The organism is Novosphingobium clariflavum (assembly GCF_026420865.1).
Classification (GTDB): Bacteria; Pseudomonadota; Alphaproteobacteria; order Sphingomonadales; family Sphingomonadaceae; genus Novosphingobium; species Novosphingobium clariflavum.
Genome location: NZ_JAPCWC010000010.1, coordinates 91,617 through 106,295, shown reverse-complemented (window position 1 = coordinate 106,295; position 14,679 = coordinate 91,617). Strand labels below are relative to the sequence as shown.

Annotated in this window: 8 protein-coding genes; 3 read left to right on the top strand and 5 right to left on the bottom strand. The window is 67.7% G+C overall.

Features of this window, described 5'->3' with window-relative positions; all coding sequences use genetic code 11:
- Nucleotides 1–105 precede the first annotated feature (105 nt).
- A complete protein-coding gene (locus tag OKA11_RS14340) occupies nucleotides 106–3,084 on the bottom strand; it encodes a TonB-dependent receptor plug domain-containing protein (RefSeq protein WP_267221448.1) in 2,979 nt (992 codons plus the stop codon).
- Nucleotides 3,085–3,381: 297 nt separating this feature from the next.
- Nucleotides 3,382–5,697, bottom strand: coding sequence for a beta-glucosidase BglX (gene bglX, locus OKA11_RS14335; protein ID WP_267221446.1), 2,316 nt, complete (start codon nucleotides 5,695–5,697; stop codon nucleotides 3,382–3,384).
- A 309-nt stretch (nucleotides 5,698–6,006) separates the two neighbouring features.
- Between bglX and OKA11_RS14330 the strand changes: the two genes are divergently transcribed.
- Nucleotides 6,007–6,510 carry a hypothetical protein gene (locus OKA11_RS14330; RefSeq protein WP_267221444.1) on the top strand — a complete coding sequence of 168 codons (504 nt, stop codon included), beginning with the start codon at nucleotides 6,007–6,009 and terminating at the stop codon, nucleotides 6,508–6,510.
- Here OKA11_RS14330 and OKA11_RS14325 read toward each other — a convergent pair.
- Entirely contained in the window at nucleotides 6,501–7,154 is a 654-nt protein-coding gene (locus tag OKA11_RS14325; protein WP_267221442.1) for a DsbA family protein, read from the bottom strand. The genes OKA11_RS14330 and OKA11_RS14325 overlap by 10 nt on opposite strands.
- A 183-nt stretch (nucleotides 7,155–7,337) precedes the next feature.
- Between OKA11_RS14325 and OKA11_RS14320 the strand changes: the two genes are divergently transcribed.
- Together OKA11_RS14320 and OKA11_RS14315 are read left to right on the top strand one after the other, a co-directional pair.
- Nucleotides 7,338–9,491: a TonB-dependent receptor gene (locus OKA11_RS14320; RefSeq protein WP_267221440.1), complete on the top strand. Its 2,154-nt coding sequence runs from the start codon at nucleotides 7,338–7,340 to the stop codon at nucleotides 9,489–9,491.
- Nucleotides 9,491–10,597, top strand: a complete 1,107-nt coding sequence (locus OKA11_RS14315; RefSeq protein ID WP_267221438.1) for a PepSY-associated TM helix domain-containing protein — start codon at nucleotides 9,491–9,493, stop codon at nucleotides 10,595–10,597. The genes OKA11_RS14320 and OKA11_RS14315 overlap by 1 nt, the downstream gene beginning before the upstream one ends.
- Here the strand turns inward: OKA11_RS14315 and OKA11_RS14310 are convergent.
- Nucleotides 10,581–11,939, bottom strand: a complete 1,359-nt coding sequence (locus OKA11_RS14310; RefSeq protein ID WP_267221436.1) for an aminotransferase class V-fold PLP-dependent enzyme — start codon at nucleotides 11,937–11,939, stop codon at nucleotides 10,581–10,583. The genes OKA11_RS14315 and OKA11_RS14310 overlap by 17 nt on opposite strands.
- A complete protein-coding gene (locus tag OKA11_RS14305; RefSeq protein ID WP_267221434.1) occupies nucleotides 11,939–14,620 on the bottom strand; it encodes a TonB-dependent receptor in 2,682 nt (893 codons plus the stop codon). The genes OKA11_RS14310 and OKA11_RS14305 overlap by 1 nt, the downstream gene beginning before the upstream one ends.
- Nucleotides 14,621–14,679: the final 59 nt, after the last annotated feature.

The following is a 14,679-nucleotide window of genomic DNA, read 5'->3' as shown; positions in this document are numbered from 1 at the left end:
TAGTGGTTCGATTCTGACCACTAGACGTCTGGGTCATGCCAAAAACAACAGGGGCGGGATCCTGCGACCCCGCCCCTGTCTATGGGCTGCTCTTGGCGAGGGCGCTTACTTTGCCCCGCCGAACAGGTCGGCCAGCTTGATGCGGGCGCCCAGGAAGAAGTAGCGGCCGACCGCGCTGATCGGCGTGTTCATCGAACCCAGGGCGGGCTTCTGGTCGAACATGTTGTTGATGCCGCCATAGACCTGGAACTGGTCGTCGATGTCGTAGGTCATGCTGAGGTCGTGGGTGAAGCGTTCCTTGAGCTTCAGGTACTTCGGCGCGACCACGTCCGGGTTGCTGGCGATGGTCTGGCGGTCATAGCGATACATCGCGGACATGTAGTTGACCTGCCAGTCGAGGCTGACCGGTCCCTTGGCCCAGGTGAGGTCGGTGGTGACCTGGAACTTGGGCGAGACGTTGGCGGCGACATAGGCTTCGTTGACCGCATCGGCGCCGGGGATCGGAACCTGCTTGAGGCGGTGCAGGTAGTTGCCCACCACCCGCGCGCCGAAGGTGCCGTAGCCATCCGTCGGCAGCACGTAGTTCAGCGCAAAGTCGAGGCCGGACGTGCGGATATTGGCAACGTTCAGCGGCCCGGTCAGGAAGCTGATGATGTTGCCCGCCTTGGCGCCGCCGGCCGTGCCGTTCTGGCGGGTGATCGCCGAACAGTACTGGTTGTCCAGCGTGGCCTGATCGACGCAGAGATCCGCCACCGTCTGCGCGTCGACCGTGTTGATCGCGTTCTTGATGCGGATGTCGTACCAGTCGGCGGTGATCGACAGGCGCGGAATGAACGACGGCTGGATGACCACGCCGGCCGTCCAGGTCTTGGCCGTTTCTTCCCTGAGATTGGGGTTGCCGCCCGAATAGCCGGCGATGTTCGAGCTGCGGGTATCGTCATATTTCGACGGATCGGCGACGCCGAGCGAGGACAGCAGGGCCTGGCAGTTGTTCACGCGGTACTGCGTACCGTTCTGCAGGTAGTTGCTGCCGCAGGGATCGTCGATGAACTCGTAGGTCTGCGAGACCTGGCTGTAGAGTTCGCTGATGTTCGGCGCGCGCACGGCCTTGGAATAAGTGCCGCGCAAGGTGATGTCGCGCACCGGCGCCCACTCGCCGCCGACCTTCCAGGCATTGGTCGAACCGATGCTCGAATAGTCCGAATAGCGGAAGGCGCCGTTGACGCCGAGGCGCTTGGCGAAGGGCATGTCGGCCAGGATCGGCACGTCGACTTCGGCGAAGGCTTCCCAGACGTCGAACGAACCCTTGGTATTGCCCAGCGAGTTGGTGAAGGTGAGGCCTTGTGCCGCCAGTTCGTCGGCGACGAAGCTGCTCTTCTCCTTGCGGTACTCACCGCCCAGAGCGAACGAGATCGGTCCGCCGGGCAGTTCGAAGATGCCCTTCGAGTTGCCGGTGATGGCGCCGTTCAGCACGTGCTGGGTCAGCGTGGTGCGATCGATGGTGTCGGCCATGATCCAGTCCAGCGCCGCCTGGTTGCCGGCCGCGTTCTCGCCGAACAGGTTGAGCGGCATGCAGTCGCCGGGCGAGAAGGTCGTCGGCGGGATTTCGCTGCGGGTGTTGTTGTAGGGCTGGTAGGGCGTCCAGCTCGGGTCGAGGTTGACGCGGCAGGTCACCCCGCCGTTGCCGTCGCTGACCGCATCGATCGCCGCATAGTAGCGGTCGGTGATCATGTTGTTGGTATAGTGCGATCTGATCTTCGAGCGGCCATAGACGTAGGACACGTCGTAGGAAAGGTTCGGGCTGAGATCGCCCTTCGCGCCCAGCACGCCGCGGATGGTTTCGCGGGTGATGTCCTCGCCGCGGCGCCCGAAGTCGAAGTTGTCGCGGTTGACCAGAACGCCGCCGTTATCGGGATCGATATAGGGGCGGACGGCGGCCGGGATGTAGGGATTGTCCTCCGGGATATAGAGGTAATAGTCCCAGGTCGGCTGTGCGACCGAATAGGAACGCGTGTTGGCGTACTTGCCTTCGGCGTAGAGCTTGAAGGCATCGCTGAAATCGAAGTGGAACACCGCGCTGACGATGTCGCGGTTGATCCTGGGCAGCAGATCGTTCGCGTAGTCCGAGGCGAGCGTGCCCGAACCGCCCTGCTGGTAATAGAGCGGCACCGGCGTGCCGGGATCATAGGGCAGGCCCTGCGCGCCGACAAAATCGGGGATGCCGTCGAAATCGACGTCGATGCCGCCCTGGCGCGAGGTGTCGTTGTAGCGGATGTTGCGCAGCGGAATGTAGTCGGGGATCCCGTCGTTGTTCTGATTGCCGGTCTCGGTGTCGGCCGAGTTGAGGAAGAAGCCGACCTTGTTCTCCCCGTCCAGCCACTTGCGGCTGTGCGAGCTGAGACGGTCTTCCTCGCCGTGCTCCCAGGCCACCGCGAAGTTGCCGCGCCCGTCTGCGAAGTTGTGGCCGGCGGTGATCGCGATCAGCCGCTGACCGGCATCGCCGTACTTCGACAGGCCGTTCTGCACGCGCGCGGTCAGGCCTTCGAAGTCCTTCTTCTGGATGAAGTTGACCACGCCCGAGACGCCGTCGGCGCCGTAGACCGCCGAGGCGCCGCCGGTCAGCACTTCGACGCGCTCGATCAGGTCGGTCGGGATCGTGTTGATGTCGACCGACTGGGTGCCGTCCACCGAGGCGACCTGGCGGCGGCCGTCGATCAGCACCAGCGTGCGCTGGGTGCCGAGATTACGCAAGTCGAGCAGGTTGAGCCCGGTGCCGCCGATGCCGGCGCGATCACCGCTGCTGTTGTACGAACTGCGCGAACCCTGCAGCGCGGGGATCGTCTTCAGGTAGTCGGTCAGGTTGGTCGTGCCGGAATTGGCGATGTCCTGGGCGGTGACCACGGTGACTGGGTTGGGGGTATCCAGTTCCGGGCGCGCGATGCGCGAGCCGGTGACGATGATGGGCTGCTCGCTGGCCTGGTCGCTCCCCTCAGCGTCCTGCGCCAGCGCCTGCATCGGCGACAGCAGGGCCAATGCCGGGAGGGCTGCGGCGCCGAGCAGCAGCCGGTCCTTGCGCGTAAACATGTCTGCATTCCTTCGGTTGCCCCGAGGCCGGATCCCGGCCACCGGTCGGTTCGCGCTTCATCGAGACGACGATGCACTGAATGTCTGCAAACCTCTGCAATCGCGGAAAATGTGCAATGAGAATGTTACACGCTTCGCAACAATTCGGACACCCGTTGCAATGTTGCAACTTTCGGATGATCTTTTGGCAAGTGGCGCGGTGGGCACCTGTTCTATGCCGCAACCCGTGAATTCTGCTCTCCCACCCGCCGCAAGGGCAGCGGCCCGGCGCGGGCGGGTGGGAGAGCGGGGCCGGCGTCAGCCTGCCACTTCGAAGCTGGCGCTGAGCGCGGCGGCGGAGCTGTCGCCGACGTAGACGTCGAACGTGCTGGCATCCTGCACGAAGGAACGGGTGGAGGCCGCCCAGTAGCTGAGGTCCTCGGGGCGCAGCGTGAAGTGCACGGTGCGGGTCTGGCCCGGCTCCAGCGTCACGCGTTCGAAGCCCTTGAGCTCGCGCACCGGGCGCGCGGCGGTGCCGTAGCGCTGGTGGATGTAGAGCTGCGCCACTTCGTCGGCCTTGCGGCTGCCGGTGTTGCGCACCTCGACCGAGACCGGCACCGCCTCTCCGCGCGCGACCCGGGTCTTGTCCAGCCTGAGGTTGGAAAACGCGAAGGTCGAATAGGACAGGCCGTAGCCGAAGGGATAGAGCGGCGTGCTCGGCTCGTTCCAGTAGCGCTCCTCCACCGTCTTGGGCTGGTGGGTGGTGAGGTGCGCATAGGGCAGCGGCAGCTGGCCGATGTCGCGCGGCCAGGAGTAGGGCAGCTTGCCGCCGGGCGAGACCTTGCCGAACAGCAGGTTGGCCACCGCCGTGCCGCCCCGGGTGCCGGGATACCAGATGTCCATGAGCGCTGCGGGTTTGGCGCCCTTGAGGTCGAGCGGGCGCGCGCTCATCAGCAGGACGACGACCGGCTTGCCGGTGGCGATCACCGCGTCGAGCAGTTCCTGCTGGCGACCCGGCAGGTCGAGCGAGGAGCGCGAGGCATTCTCGCCGATCATGATCTGGCCTTCGCCCAGTACCAGAACGGCAACGTCGGCATCCTTCGCCAGCGCCACGGCGCGGGCGAGCTCGGGCGTGTCGTCGACGTTCTGGGCCTTGCCGGCCGCGAACTGCTCGTCCGACTGGAAGATCGACTTGTTGACGCGTGCGGGCAGTGTCACGCCCGGCGAATAGGAGACCTTCACGCCGCTGCCCAGTTCGGCCTTGATGCCGGCGAGCACGGTGACGGTTTCCTTGTCGTCCTGGTCGAACACCCAGGGGCCCACGGTGTCGCGCGCGGAATCGGCAAGCGGGCCGATCACCGCGACCGACTTGAGCGCGCTGCGGCTGAGCGGCAGCGTGGCGCCCTCATTGCGCAGCAGCACGGCGCTGCGCTCGGCTGCGACGCGTGCGACCTCGCGGTGCGCGGGGTCGGCCAGCACGCGGGCTGCCTGCTTGAGGTCGACGTAGGGCTTCTCGAAAAGGCCCATGCGGATCTTGGCTTCGAGCACGTGGCGCACCGCGTCGTCGAGCTGGGCTGTGGTGATCCTGCCTGCCGCCAGCGACTGCGGCAGCGTCTTGAACGCGGACTGGCCGAACGGCGGCGCCATTTCCATGTCCACGCCCGCGCTCAGCGCGCGCACGCCCGCATCCTCGGTGCTGGCGGCAAAGCCGTGCGTCTTGAGGTCGAAGGCGGCACCGGCATCGGTGACGACAAAGCCCTTGAAGCCCCAGGTCTTGCGCAGCACGTCGGTCAGCAGCCAGCGGTTGCCGGTGGCGGGCACGCCGTTGACGCCCATGTAGGCGCTCATGATATTGCCCGCCCCGGCATCGACGGCGGCCTTGAAGGGCTTGAGGTAGACGTTCCACAGTTCGCTGTCGGACAGGTTGACCTCGTCATAGTCGCGCCCGCCGATCGAGGCGCCGTAACCGGCGAAGTGCTTGGGGCCGGCGATGATGCGGCCGGCGCTGCCGATATAGGCGCCCTGGAAGCCGCGCACTTGCGCGGCGGCCATGGCGCTGCCGAGATAGGGGTCTTCGCCGGCGCCTTCGACGATGCGGCCCCAGCGCGGATCGCGGGCGATGTCGACCATCGGCGCGAAGGCCCAGTGCAGGCCCGCCGCGCGCGCTTCGGCGGCGGCAACCGCCTGGCCGTCTTCCGCCACCTTGGGGTCCCAGCTGGCCGCCACCGCGATCGGCACCGGCATGATCGTGCGCAGGCCGTGGATCACGTCAAAGCCGAACAGCAGCGGGATCTTGAGCCGGGTCTTCTCGACGGCGATGTGCTGCAGGCGGTTGAGTTCGGCGGGATCGTGCACGAAGAGCAGCGAACCGGCCCGGCCGGCGGCCATCTCGTCGGTGACGCGGCGGGCCTCGTCCGGGGAATCGGTGAAGTCGAAGTACTGGGTGATCTGCCCGGCCTTCTCCTCCGGGGTCATCTGCGCGATCAGGGCATCGGCGCGGGCGCGGACCGCTTCCTCGCTGGGCGCCCCTGCTGCGGCCTTGCCTTGCGCCATGGCCGGGCCGGATGCGGCCAGCGTGGCTGCCAGGGCCGCGCCGGTAAGGGCCTTGCGGCGGAACTTGCTTTTCGAAGTCATTGCGGATCCCTGTCGGTCTTTGGGGGAGGAGGACGGTCGACAAGGGGGAGTAACGGTTCCGCCGCGCGTCGGGAAGAGGGCGTGCAGGCGGCGGATCGTCTCGTCCCGCAAACGGCAGGTCGCCCCTGCCACGCCCACGCGGCGCGGGACGCGCGCCGGTTCTTGGCCCCCCGTCCTTGGCCCCCCGGTCCTTCGCCCCCGTCCAGCCTCGCCGTTTGCGCCGCGCCCCTTGTTGGTGCAGAGTTCGGACGGCGGCGCCGACAACGCGCCGGACCGGACAGGCAAAGGATGAACAGGAGCGTGGCAAGCATGAGGCCGCAGATCAGGGGCGGGGCGGCGCTGCTGGCACTGGTACTGGCATTGGCCGGTCTTGCGCCCGGCGGATCGTCACGGGCTGCCGGTGCGCAGGACCGCACCAGCGGGACGGTCGCGCGCCCCGCGACCCGCATTCTCGACCAGGAAGGGGCCCGGCGCCTGCTGGCGAACAAGGGGCTGACGCTCCAGTGGATCGATTGGGACCATCGCGGCGCGCTGATGGTCAGCCGGGAAGCCGGGGTGTGGAAGCTGCATGGGCGCCAGGCCGATGCCAACGGCCCTGGGCTGCTGGCGCTCGACGGGACCATCACCGAGATCGGCGCCGACTACTTCACGTTCCAGGGCCGGATCAGCATCACCAACACGCCCGATCGCGGCCGCGCCTGCTCGGCGGACAGGACCTGGCGTTTTGCCGTGACCCAGAACCGCCGCTATTACCGGCTGCGCGAATTCGAATGGTGCGACGATCTGACCGACTACGTCGACATCTACTTCTGAGCGGGGCGCGATTTCGCCACCACGCTGCGTAGCGTGGCGCCGTCGATGGCGCCGGGGATCAGGTAATCGCCGATGACCAGCGAGGGGGTTCCCGAAAGGCCCAGCGTATCGGCGAGGCGGGCGGTCCTTTGCAGGGCGGCGTCGATCTCGCCGCCGTGGCGGGCAAGATCGGCCTGCAGGCGCGCCCAGTCCACTTTCGCGCGCGTGGCGGCCTGGCGGATCGCGGCGGAATCGAGCTTGACGGGCCCGGCCATCAGCGCGTCGTTGAAGGCGGCATGCTTGCCCTGATAGCGCGAGGCCATGGCCGTCCGGGCCGCCTCGCGCGAGGCGCCGCCGAAGATCGGCCAGTCGCGGTAGACCACGCGCAGCTTGCGGTCGCTGGCGGTCAGCTGCTTGAGGTCGGCGTGGAACTTGCGGCAATAGGGGCACTGGTAGTCCGAGAACACGACGATGGTGACATCGTAGCCTTGCGGGGCGAGGCTGGGGACGCCGGGATCGTTGGCCAGCGCGTCCTTCATGCGGGCGCGTTCCTGGGGGGAGGCCATCGCCGTCTCGGCGGCCTGAACCGGCGCGGGGCTCCATGTCAGCCCTGACAGGGCCGCGATCCCGATCGCCAGAGCGGCAAGGCGCCGTCCCATGTTCATTTTCATCATCCTGAAATTCCAAACGAAGACTTGTGCGTGGCGCTGGGCCAGATCGGGCTGGACTGCAAGCCCCGAATGCCTGCCGTTCCTGCTTGCTGCTCCTGCCTGCCGCAATGCGATAATGCGAATCCCTTGCAACAATGTCGCAAAATGTTACAGGGCCTTCCAAACATGAGGGAAGCCATGCTGTTCACATTTCGACGTTCCTTGCTGATCCTGCCGATGCTGGCGGGCAGCGTTCCGGCCTTCGCGCAAGTCTCCGATCCGGCGGCCGACCCGGATCAGGCGATCGTCGTGACCGCGGCGCGCACGGCGCTGCCGGTGAACGCGCTTCCGCTCACCGTCGACGTGATCGACAACCAGTCGCTCAACCAGCAGGTCGCCATCGGCGGCTCGGTGGTGGATGCGGTCTCGGCGCTGACCCCCTCGTTCTCGCCGACGCGCCAGAAGCTCTCGGGCGCGGGCGAGACGCTGCGCGGCCGCTCGCCGCTCTATGCGATCAACGGCATCCCGCAGACTGCCCCCTTGCGCGACGGCGCGCGCGACGGCTTCACCATCGATCCCTTCTTCGTCGACCGGGTCGAGGTGATCTACGGGTCGAACGCCCTGCAGGGGATCGGCGGCACCGGCGGCATCGTCAACCAGGTCACCGTCGGCCCGCCCAGGCAGGACGGCCTCTCCGGCCGGGTGCTGGTGCAGGGCAATGCCGATACCGGCTTCCACGGCGATGGCATCGGCGGCAAGGTCGCGGGGCTGATCGGCTGGCGCGAGGGGCGTTTCGACGCCACCGTCGGCGGCGCCTTCGAGAAGCGCGGCGTGTTCTATGACGGGCACGGCGAGCGTATCGGCACCGACCTTACCCAGGGCGAGACGCAGGACAGCCGCTCCTGGTCGGTGTTCGGCCGCTTCGGCTATGCGGTGTCCGACAGCGCGCGGCTCGACCTCATGGTCAATCGCTTCGAGCTCAAGGGCGATGGCGACTACGTGGCCGCCAACGGCGATTACACGAAGAACCTGCCGACCACCTCGGTGCGCGGTACCCCGCCGGGCGTTCCCGCCACCAACCGCACCGAAAGCGCGGCGTTGACCTATACCGACAGCGACCTTTGGGGCGGCAACCTGATGGCGCAGGCCTTCTTCAACCGCTCGCGCGATACCTACGGCGGCGAGATCGCCCCGATCGCCACCTTCCAGGACGCCGCGCTGGCGCCGATCGGTACGCTGTTCGACCAGTCGCAGAACCGCAGCCGCAAGTATGGCGGCAAGTTCTCCTACGAACGCAAGATTCCCGGCTTCGAGGCGCTGACGGCCACGGTCGGCATCGACCTGCTCTACGACAAGACCGAGCAGCGCCTGATCGCCACCGACCGCGTCTGGGTGCCGCCTGCCGACTATCGCAGCCTTGCCCCCTTCGCGCAGTTCAACCTGGCGCTGCTGGGCGACCGGCTGCGTCTTGCCGGCGGCCTGCGCCACGAGGACGTGCGCATCAAGATCGCCGACTATCACACGCTGGCCAGCTACGGCGGCGGTTTCGACGTGACCGGCGGCACCCCGCGCTTCAGCGATACCCTGCTCAACGGCGGCGTGATCGTCGAGCCGTTCAAGGGCATCCGCGCCTATGCGAGCTATGCCGAGGGCTACACCGTGCCCGACGTCGGCCGCATCGCCCGCGCGGTGAACACGCCGGGCGTGGAGATCGACAACTACGTCAACATCGCGCCGATCGTCTCGAACAACCGCGAGCTCGGCGTCGAGGTCAAGCGCGGGCCCATTGATGCCAGCGCTGCCTATTTCTGGTCGACCAGCAAGAACGGCTCGCTGCTCGTGCAGACCGGCGGGGTCTTCGAGGTGCAGCGCCAGCGCGTCGAGATCCAGGGGCTGGAGTTCAACCTCTCGGCACAGACGCCGGTGCCCGGCCTCGTGCTGTCGGCGGGCTACGCGCACCTGATCGGCCGCACCGACGGTTCGGATGACGACGTGTTCAAGGTCGACCGCGATCTCGACGGCGCCAACATCTCGCCCGACCGCCTGAACCTGGCCGCCAGCTACCGGCACGGCCCGGTCTCGGCGCGGGTGCAGACGCAGTTCTTCCTTGCGCGCAAGTTCGAGCGTTCGCCCGGCAACTGGAACGACACCTACAGCTTCGACGGCTACAACGTGACGGATCTCAGCCTGCGCTACGAGACCGGTTTCGGCGCGCTGACGCTGGCGGCGCAGAACATCTTCGACAGGTTTTACATCGACTACTATACCCAGACCGTGCGCCCGACCGACAATGCCCACTTCTTTGCCGGTCGCGGGCGCAACTTCACGATGAGCTGGGACTACCGCTTCTGATGAAGCTGCTCGACAGCCTGCACCGCTGGACAGGGGGCCTGATCGGCCTCCTGCTGGCGCTGCTCGGCCTCACCGGCACGATCCTGATCCACCGCGATGCCTGGGTCATGCTGCCCCATGCCGGTGACGTGCAGGTCCAGGACACCGCGGTGCTGGCGGTGACGACGCAGCGCCTGATGCAGGGCCTGATGCAGGGCCCGATGCAGGGCGATGGGCCCCAGCCCCGCGCGATCACTTATGCGGGGGCGGATTTCGGGCTCGACCGGCTGGCCTTTGCGGACGGGGCGGGGGCCTACGTGACCCAGACCGGCGATCCCGTGGCGCGCTGGGACAGCCAGTGGCAGCGACCCGAACTCTGGCTCTCCGACTTGCACCAGCACCTTTTTGCAGGCGATGCGGGCGAGACGGTGATCGGCATCGCCGGGCTCTGCGGGCTGTTCTTCGTGGTGAGCGGGTCGGTGCTGTGGTGGCGCACGCGCCGCACGTTCGAGTGGCGGCTCTGGCCCGCGCGCATGACGCGGCCCGCCATCTTGCGCCACCACCGCGATCTTGGCATCGTGGTCGCCCCGCTATTGGCGCTCTCGCTGGTGACGGGGGCGGTGCTGGTGTTCCGCCCCTTGTCGGCGGTGCTGTTGGGCCCGGGCGCACCGCAGGAGATCGACCGGAAGCTGGCCGCGCCCAAGGCGCAGGCAAGGGCGCTTTCGCCCGATCTCGACTGGGCGGAGATGATCATTGCGGCGCGCGCGCGGTTTCCGGATGCCGAAGTGCGCAGCCTGTCGCTGCCGCGCGGACAGAGCGGTCTCATCACCTTGCGCATGCGCGGCCCCGGCGAATGGCTGCCCAATGGCCGCACCACGGTGTGGTTCGCGGCGGACAGCGGCCGGATCGTCGCCACCCGCGATGCGGCCGACCTGCCGGCGCGGGTGCGGGGCTACAACCTGCTCTACCCGCTGCACGCCGCCAAGGTCGGCGGCCTGGCCTTCCGGCTGGTGATGTCGCTTTCCGGGCTGGCGCTGTCGCTGCTGGGCACGCTGGCGGTCTGGACGTTCTGGTTCAGGCGCCCTGTCCGGCGCCCTGTCAGGCCCCCTGTCAGGCGAGGCTCCTGAGCGCCGCGACCAGGCGGTGCACCGCCTCGTCCGGGGTGAAGATCGCCGGGGTCACCCGCACGCAGGCGCCGCTTGCCAGGCCTTCGCGGTGGACGGTGAAAATGCCGAAGCGCTCCAGCAGCGTGGCGGCAAGCGCCTTGTTCTGGTCCGTGCCGTTGCGGCCGCGCAGGCGGAACGCGGTGAGCGCCGATGTCAGCCGCGGATCGGACGGGGTGAGGATCTCGATGCCCGGATGATCGCGCAGGGTTTCCGCCCATAGGTCGCGCAAGTGGCGCAGGCGCGCTTGCTTGGCGGTGATGCCGATCGCCTCGTGGAAGTCCAGCGCATCGGCCAGCGCCAGATAGCCGGCGAAACTGGCGGTGCCGGTATGGACGCGGCTCAGGGTGCCATGGTCGGGATTGCCGGTCTCGCTCATGTTCGGGTCGATGTCGGCCAGCCTGTCCTTGCGGATGTAGACAAGCCCCACGCCCATCGGCGCGCCGATCCATTTCTGGCAGGTGAGGCCGACAAAATCGGCGCCGAGTGCGCCGATGGTGAAGTCCAGCTGCCCCCAGGCATGGGCGGAATCGAGGATCACGTCGGCCCCGCGCGAACGGGCAAGGGCGATGATCTCCTTGACCGGCATCACCAGGCCGGTGCGGTGGCCGACATGGGTGAGCAGCATCAGCCGCACCCTGGGGTGGGCCTCCAGCGCTGCCGCATAGGCATCGATCAGTCCCTGATGGCTGGCCGGTTCGGGCATGGCGATGGTTACCAGATCGGCGCCGCGCCGCTGCCTGAGCCAGCGAAAGGCGGCCTGGGTGCTGTCGTAGTCGAGGTCGCAGCAGAGCACCTGATCGCCGGGGCGCAGGCGGTTGTAGCCGGCGATCAGGGTCTGCAGCGCTTCCGTCGCCCCGCGGGTGAAGGCGATTTCCTCGGGCGAGACGCCGAGCATGGCGGCGGCGCGGGCGCGGACCGGCAGGATGTCCTGCCAGAAGCCGCGCCGCGCGTAATAGGAATTCTCGGCGTTGACCCGGGCGAGCCTGCGGGCATGGGCCTGCTCGACCGGCCGGGCCATCGATCCCCAGTTGCCGTTCTCCAGCTGGACGATGTCCTGCGTCACATCGAACTGGGCCGCCACCTGGGCCCAGTAGGCACTGTCCTGCGGGCCCGCCGGGACCGCGCGGCGCAGCGCGGCCCCGATCGCCCCAGTTCCCGGCCCAATCCTTGGCCCATTCCCCGGCCCCGCATCTGCGGAGGCAAGGGTGCCGGACAGCAGGCCCGAGGCCATGGCGCCGGTCATCCATGCACGGCGATCGAGTTGCGCGCCCCGCCGGTGGGCCTTGGCTTCGCTGCCTTCCATCAGAACGCCACGTCGAGGCGGGCGTAGTAGTTGCCGCCATTGGTGTCGTAAGGCGCGTTGCGCGAATAGACGAGGCCGCGGCTGGCCTGGAACGTGGCCTTGGCGGGGTAGGTGTTGAACAGGTTTTCCGCGCCGAGGCGCATCGACAGGCCGGGGCGCAGCGCATAGGTCACGCCCGCATCCACGAAGGCGATGCCGCCGAAGTCCTGGAAGATGTCACCGGTGGAATTGCCGCTGGAATCCGTCCAGCCGCCGTAATAGCGCAGGCGTCCCATCAGCGAGACCTTGCCCAGCGTGTAGGTGATCGTGGCCACCGCGTTATGTTCGGGCAGGCCGTTCTGGTACTTCACGCGGGTGGTGTCGCTCTGGGCGATCCGGCTCGAGACGACCCGGGTCTGGGTATAGCTGTAGGAGCCCGTGGCATCGAGCGTGCCGGGGCCGAGCGGGTGCTTGTACGAGACCACGAAGTCGACCCCGCGCGAACGGGTGTCGTAGTCGTTGGTGAAGAAGGTGATCGTGCGATAGTCCGCCGCCTGGCTGATGCCCTGGGCGATGAGGTCGGCCTTGATCGCATCGGTCAGGACATGGCTGGGCGAGACGCTGAAGCGGTTGTCGACCTTGATCTGGTAGGCGTCGATCGAGCCGGACAGGCCCAGGCCGGTGCGCCAGACGAAGCCCGCCGTGGCGGTCTTCGAGGTCTCCGGCTTCAGCGCGGTGGCGCCGAAATACTGCGCGACCGGGTTGAGCGGCGAGAGGCGGCCGGTGGTGTAGAGCAGCAGCGTGGTGGTATCGAGACCCTGCGAGGTGCTGGTCGAATGGAGCTGGGCCGGGGTCGGCGCCTTGAACCCGGTCGAATAGGAACCCCGTACCGCCAGTGCCGGGGTGATCTCGTAGCGGGTCGAGACCTTGTAGTTGAAGCTGTTGCCGAAGCTCGAATAGTCCTCGTCGCGCAGCGCCGCCTCGATGCTCCACGCGCGCGTCACCGGCACCGTCACGTCGAGATAGCCGGCGTAGCTGGTCTGGCTCCACGAGCCCGCCTGAAGGTCGGAGAAGCCCGGAAAGCCGTTGGAGCCGGCGGCCAGGCCGTAGGCCGCACCGGGGCCGACGGCATAGGAGGCTTCGTCGCCGGCGCGGATCTTGTAGGTCTCCACCCGGCGCTCGGCACCGAAGGCCACCGTCACCGGCCTGGCGAAGACCGGCAGGGAAAGCGTGTAGACGCCGTCCGCATTGAGGTTGAACTCGCGCTGGATGTTGCGGCCGAGGTAGAAGTCCAGCGGGCTGTCCGGTCCGAGCGAGGCATTGATCGAATTGTGCAGGTGGAAGGCGGTGGCGTTCTGCCCCAGCGAGGCGGAAAGATCCCAGTGGAAGTCGCCGTTCCTGCCGCCGCGCAGTCCGCCCACGGTCTGGAAATCGGTATAGCGCACGCCTTCGCTGGGGGTGAAACCGGCGGGATAGATGGCGTTGACGTCGAAGCCGGGGAAGGCGGCGGTCTGCTTGTACACCGAAGTGGTGGTCGCCGGGTTGCGCCAGTTGATGTCGGACCAGCCCTTGCCCTTGCCGAACGTCCCGAAGCCGTAGATTTCCATGTCCTCGCCGATCGGCTCGGCGGCGTCGGCTGCGAACTTGATCGTCTGGAGCTGCGGATTGCCCCAGCGCTGGACCGGGTCCTTCACGGCGATGCCGGTGGCGTTCGCGAAATCGATGGCGTCCTGGCGCTGCCGGCTGCGCGAGGTCGCGCCGGTGTCGGCAAATTCGCCGGTCACCACGAAGTGGCCGCCGCCGGGCAGGGCAAAGCCCGCGCGGCCGCCCAGCTGCACCTGCCCGCCGTCGCCCTTGGAGTACTGCGAGCCTTGCGCATAGGCGGAAAAGCCCGGCTTGGTGTCGAACATGACGTTGATGACACCGGCAATCGCGTCCGATCCGTACTGGGCCGAAGCACCGTCGCGCAGCACTTCGACATGGCCGATCGCGAAGGAGGGGATCTGCGCCAGGTCGGTTGCCTGGGCGCCGCTGTTGAGGAACGAGGAGCGGTGGAAGCGCTTGCCGTTGACCATCACCAGCGTCATGTCGGGCGAGAGGTTGTTGAGCGAGGCGGGGCGGATGAATTCCGGGCCGTCGGAGGCGGGCAGCTTCTGGACGATGAAGGCGGGGACAAGCTGCGTCAGCTTCTCGTCGAGGCGGGCGGTCACGGTGGCCCTGACCTGCTGCTGGGACAGCGTGTCGACCGGGGAGAGCGCGGTGAACACCGTCTGTGCCTGCGCGCGGGTGCCGGTGACGATGATGTCGGAGGCGGCCTCCTGGGCGGGAAGGGTGCTGCGGCTGCCGCGCGGGGCAGGCTCGGAACGGTCTTCCTCGAGGCCGAGGATCACGGTCCTGCCGTCGTCCTTCTTCACGGCAAGGCCGCTGCCGGCAATCAGGCGGGACAGCGCAAGCTGGCGCGGCATCCGGCCCGTGAGCGCAGGCGCGCGCTGGGCGGCGATGGTTGCGCTGGGGAAAAAGATCTGCACGTTAGCCTGGCGGGCAAACAGCGTCAGCGCGCTGGACAGCGGCTGGGCGGGAATGGCGAAGGCAGGCTGCTCGGCAGCCATGGCAGGCGCCGCGAACGTGGCGGATGCGGCGCAGACAGCAGACGTGGCAAGCAACGCCGCGAAAAGCGGCGCGCGGCGAAACCGTGCGGACATGGATGAACGACCCCTTTGGCAGGCGCCGATCGGCGCCTCTGCCCTTCCAGACGATCCGG

What these genes read in the sequence shown, in the direction of transcription:
- OKA11_RS14340 (WP_267221448.1), bottom strand. Translation starts at nt 3,084, where the DNA reads ATGTTTACGCGCAAGGACCGGCTGCTGCTCGGCGCCGCAGCCCTCCCG.
- bglX (WP_267221446.1), bottom strand. Translation starts at nt 5,697, where the DNA reads ATGACTTCGAAAAGCAAGTTCCGCCGCAAGGCCCTTACCGGCGCGGCC.
- OKA11_RS14330 (WP_267221444.1), top strand. Translation starts at nt 6,007, where the DNA reads ATGAGGCCGCAGATCAGGGGCGGGGCGGCGCTGCTGGCACTGGTACTG.
- OKA11_RS14325 (WP_267221442.1), bottom strand. Translation starts at nt 7,154, where the DNA reads ATGAACATGGGACGGCGCCTTGCCGCTCTGGCGATCGGGATCGCGGCC.
- OKA11_RS14320 (WP_267221440.1), top strand. Translation starts at nt 7,338, where the DNA reads ATGCTGTTCACATTTCGACGTTCCTTGCTGATCCTGCCGATGCTGGCG.
- OKA11_RS14315 (WP_267221438.1), top strand. Translation starts at nt 9,491, where the DNA reads ATGAAGCTGCTCGACAGCCTGCACCGCTGGACAGGGGGCCTGATCGGC.
- OKA11_RS14310 (WP_267221436.1), bottom strand. Translation starts at nt 11,939, where the DNA reads ATGGAAGGCAGCGAAGCCAAGGCCCACCGGCGGGGCGCGCAACTCGAT.
- OKA11_RS14305 (WP_267221434.1), bottom strand. Translation starts at nt 14,620, where the DNA reads ATGTCCGCACGGTTTCGCCGCGCGCCGCTTTTCGCGGCGTTGCTTGCC.